General features: G+C 67.1%; 1 protein-coding gene and 4 pseudogenes. 4 read left to right on the top strand and 1 reads right to left on the bottom strand.

Translation table 11 applies throughout. The features are described 5' to 3' along the window. Nucleotides 1–682: 682 nt before the first annotated feature. The 3 genes and pseudogenes from M8J73_RS44400 to M8J73_RS44410 all read left to right on the top strand — a co-directional run. Nucleotides 683–844 (top strand): annotated as a pseudogene (locus M8J73_RS44400) (LLM class F420-dependent oxidoreductase); the annotation flags it as partial. A gap of 843 nt (nucleotides 845–1687) precedes the next feature. Next, a complete protein-coding gene (locus tag M8J73_RS44405; RefSeq protein WP_055540758.1) occupies nucleotides 1688–2578 on the top strand; it encodes a hypothetical protein in 891 nt (296 codons plus the stop codon). A gap of 322 nt (nucleotides 2579–2900) precedes the next feature. Further along, nucleotides 2901–3078, top strand: a pseudogene (locus M8J73_RS44410) (SDR family NAD(P)-dependent oxidoreductase); the annotation flags it as partial. Between the two features lie 47 nt (nucleotides 3079–3125). Here M8J73_RS44410 and M8J73_RS44415 read toward each other — a convergent pair. Beyond that, nucleotides 3126–4003 (bottom strand): annotated as a pseudogene (locus M8J73_RS44415) (IS30 family transposase); the annotation flags it as partial. Between M8J73_RS44415 and M8J73_RS44420 the strand changes: the two are divergent. After that, nucleotides 3995–4156, top strand: a pseudogene (locus M8J73_RS44420) (IS5/IS1182 family transposase); the annotation flags it as partial. The pseudogenes M8J73_RS44415 and M8J73_RS44420 overlap by 9 nt on opposite strands.

The following is a 4156-nucleotide window of genomic DNA, read 5'->3' on the forward strand; positions in this document are numbered from 1 at the left end:
ATCAAGAGTTCCGAGCCCGTGAGCTGCACGAACTCCTCGGCATGCCCACCGACGAGGCATCCGTCAACATCACCCGCAGCCGCCTCGGACGCCTCACCCGCCAAGGCTTCCTCACCCAACCCGGACGAGGCCGCTACCAGAAACGGACTTGACGTCCACTCAGATCCTCAGGAGCCAGTGTCTCGTGTGTCCAGGATCAAGGGCCAAGGCCCCCCTCCTGGTCGGTCAGTCTGCGCACACGGACAGGCTCGGCCACTGCACCTCCAGCGGTCGGATCGGACGTCACCGCACATCCAACCGCCACGACCACCAACCCGGTGAACCTATGCGGTCACAGCACTAGGCGCAGACCTCCCCGCTGGTCAGCGCATTGTGTGGTTCAAGTGGCGCGCTATCTGGCGCGGCATCTGCCACCCTGCCCAACGCATTGTTGGCGTTTCCACAGGTCACCTCGTCCGTACGGGCGTGTGTGGGGTCAGGCAACCCCCTCAGTGCTCCCTACGCCCGCCACGTCTGGAGAAGAGAGAAGAGGGCGGGGCAGGCGTACGGGCGCGCTTCGGGGGCTCGGACGCGAGGGGGTGGGCTCGCGCGTCCGCGGGCGCCTCCGCGCGTCGCCACCGGCCCCCGGGCCCAGCCGGTAGCCAGCGACAGCCGCTACCAGCGCATGCTGAGCGCAGCGACTCGGCGCACGCTGACGGGCTCGCCGTCAGCTTGCGCCGAGTCGCTGCGGGAGTACGCGGCGATGGGGGTGGACCAGATCCAGGTGCGGTTCCGCAGCCGCGGTCTCACTGAACTCACCGACCAGATGAGGGCGTTCGGGGAGGAGGTGGGCCTGTTGCTGTAACCGGGGCGAATGGTGACCTGTTCGGCGGTGTGGCCTGGACCTCCTTGAATCTTTGAACGAGTCCACGCTGGGACACGTACGTATGCGAGTACGGAGGTCACGGTCGCGGCGAAAGGACATGTACGGTGCACGCTTCCCGGCTCCTCGGCGACATTTCGACCAGGCTGTCCGTCGCCCCGGCCTGCGCCGAGGGCGAATGGCCGCACGAGCAGTGGCCACCGCCCGACGACCCGCACGCGGGGCGGGCGTTACGCGTGCTGCCGCCCTACGGCGAGCTGCGGGAGAAGGGCCTCGCCGATGCCGTCCTCCTGCGGTGCGACCAGCCGTCGACCGAGTTTCCGGTACTGCTGCGGGCCATGGGAGCCGTGAAAGTTTTGGTGACCGTCGGTCAGTCCCCGGCGGGACGCGGAGACCGTGGTGGAGGTGTTCCAGGGCGGGGCCGGACGCGAGGGGGTGGGCTCGCGCGTCGGCGGCGCCTCCGCGCGTCGCCGACGGAACGATTCCGCGGAACTGTACGGAGGAATCGACGCGAGAATTCATACCGGAATCGGTGGGACGGACAGGACGGAAACGTGCTGTCGCAGAAAAGCCTCCGCGCGCCTGCGAGAGGCTTTCTCGGCGTTCGTTCAGGGATTCTCCGACTGTCTTTTCAGTTGGGGTGCTTGAGGGTGAAGTCACTGGTCAGCTGGGTTGTAAGTGCCGTTTGCGGCCTTCTTGTCGAGAATCTTCCGAGTGAATTCTTGGACAGGGATATTTGACCCTGTCGGTACGCCCGAACCCTCTGCGAGAATGGGAAAGAACAAGCTCCCCGCGTCCGGCTCGACTCCCAAGGAGGGCAAACTCATGCCCAAAGGACATGCTCGCAACAAGAAGCGTTCCAGGACCCTCGCCATCGGTCTTGGCTCGGTGCTCGCTATCGCGGGTGGTGTGATCGCCGTTCCCGCGGCGATGGCGGCCCTCGAGTCCACGTCGGACACGCCGTTCGAGCTCAAGGGTGCCGAGAGCTTCGACACCGACAAGCTGATGGCGACCCTGTGTCCGGGGCCGACCTCGAGCGAGCCGCTCAAGGACTTCGTTCACTTCTTCATGGACCCGGCAACCGGCACCCTGGAGAAGGACCCGTCGAACGGTGTCGGCCGGCCCGACCCGACGGCCCCGGGCACGCCCCCGATCGTCAGTATCTCCGCGACCTGCCTGTACCCCGTGACCAGCGTGAAGGACTCGGTGAACGCACCCCCCACCGACACCTCCGACCTGATCATCAACTGCGGCAACTCGGTCCAGGCCGGTCAGGAGGTCACCCACAGCCTGACGAGCAGCAGCAGCGTCTCAACCAGCGTCGGGGCCAGCGTCGACCTCAACTTCAGCATCGTCAAGGACGTGTTCTCGCTCGGCGGCAGCGCCCAGGTGACCACCGAATGGTCCTTCGGTCAGGAGGTCAGCAAGAGCAAGACGGACAAGATCGACGTACCGCCGCGCACCGTGGGCTTCCTGGAGAGGGTGCCGACGCTGCGTACCGTCACCACCACTCCGGTCGCCATCCTGGACCGGTTCCAGACCATCACCCCGGACGAGGTCAAGGACGAGAACGGCTGGCGGGGCAACGGCAATAACAGTATTACCTCCTCCGGTTACACGATATCCGCGACGGCCGACGCCCTGGACAAGAACGGGTTCCCCGCCGGCGCGGTCCGCGCGAAGGACCGTCCCGTCACGGACGCGGACTGCGCCTGAGCGGACCACCGGTGGCCGCCGGACATTCGGAGATCCGCTCCTTCCCCTTCCTTCCCTTCGACGGCCTCAAGTGCGAGTGCGATGACGCGAGGTCGTGACTCGGGTGTGGTCACGCGAGGGCGGTGACCCGCCCTCGCGGCCTGCGCGGTGAGCGCAGCCGGTCCCTGCGGGGGTCCTCACCGAGGGCCCCCGCGTTGGCTCTCCGCTGGTTCTCATCGGGGGGGCCGGGACCCGGACAACGTCCTTTGGAGGACCGATATCTGACGTTACGTCAGGTACGGCGTTACCCTGACGCGGCCAGCACACCGCGAAGGGAGTCCACATGGGCAAGCTCAACGGACGTGTAGTCCTCGTCACCGGCGCCGGACGCGGTCAGGGGGAGCAGGAGGCCCGGTTGTTACGGGCGGAGGGGGGCCGAGGTCGTCGTGGCCGACGTCCTGGACGACCAGGCGGAGGCCCTGGCCAAGGAGGTCGGCGCGCTCCACGTCCACCTGGACGTGACTCCCTTATCCGGCCGCTGAATTGGGTCGAGGTGTATTCCTCGGACTCAACCGGTCGTCGCAACACCGGCTTCCTGGGCCGATAGAAGATGCTCGTTCAGGGCCTCGGCCGGTGTCCTCCAACCGAGGGTTTTCCGGGGCCTGTTGTTGAGAGCGAGAGCCACGGCCTGACTCATCAGCGCCCCATCGCGACAGGTCCGTTCCTTTGGGAAAGTACTGGCGCAACAACCCGTTCGTGTTCTCGTTCGTGCCCCGCTGCCAGGGGCTGTGCGGGTCGGCGAAGTAGACCTCAAGCCCGGTGTCGATGCGGAGTCGGGCATGCTGGTGGCCCGGGACGGCGCGGTCCTCGGCCTCGGCAGGCCGCTCGCTGATCATCACGTCGGATGTGACGTGACCGTTGGCACGCCGCCGGGAGCGTGCTCGCGGGACCCGCAGCGCACGCCCAGTACGCAGGCAGGCGACCAGCTCGCGCTTGAGGGCCCCGTGCCCTTGGATGTAGAGAGCCTGGTAGATCGCCTCGTGCGAGATGCGCATGGACTCATCATCAGGGAAGCCGACCCGCAGCCGGTGCGAGATCTGCTGCGGGCTCCACGACGTCGCCCACCGACGGTCCTGCCGTCGGGGGCCTGTTCCGGCCCTTCCACCGCGACGTCTGCGGCCCCGCCACCGGGGTCCCGTCCGGAAGCTGGATCTGTCCGGCCAGCCGGTCCTGCACATACTCGTGCAGATGCGAGTTCGCCACCAGCTTCGGCGTCTTCGGACGCCGTGCAGCCAGCTCCGCCTTCCACTGCACGATCGAGGCCCGGTAGCCCAACTGGCCATTGCGCGTCGCAGCATTGCGCCGCAACTCCCGGGAGATGGTCGACGGCGACCTACTCAGCCGACGCGCGATCTCACGGACTCCCTCGCCCTGGGCAAGGACGAGGTCCTCATCCACGGTGCCCTGCTGGACATCGGCGTCGAAGTCGTCCGCCGCAATCCGGCCGACCAGGGCAAAGGTTTCGTCCCGCAACCGAAGAGGTGGATCGTGGAACAGGTCAACGGCACGCTGATGCTGCATCGCCGACTGGCCCGCGAG

Origin of the sequence: Streptomyces neyagawaensis (assembly GCF_023516595.1) — a bacterium.
GTDB classification, from domain to species: Bacteria; Actinomycetota; Actinomycetes; order Streptomycetales; family Streptomycetaceae; genus Streptomyces; species Streptomyces neyagawaensis.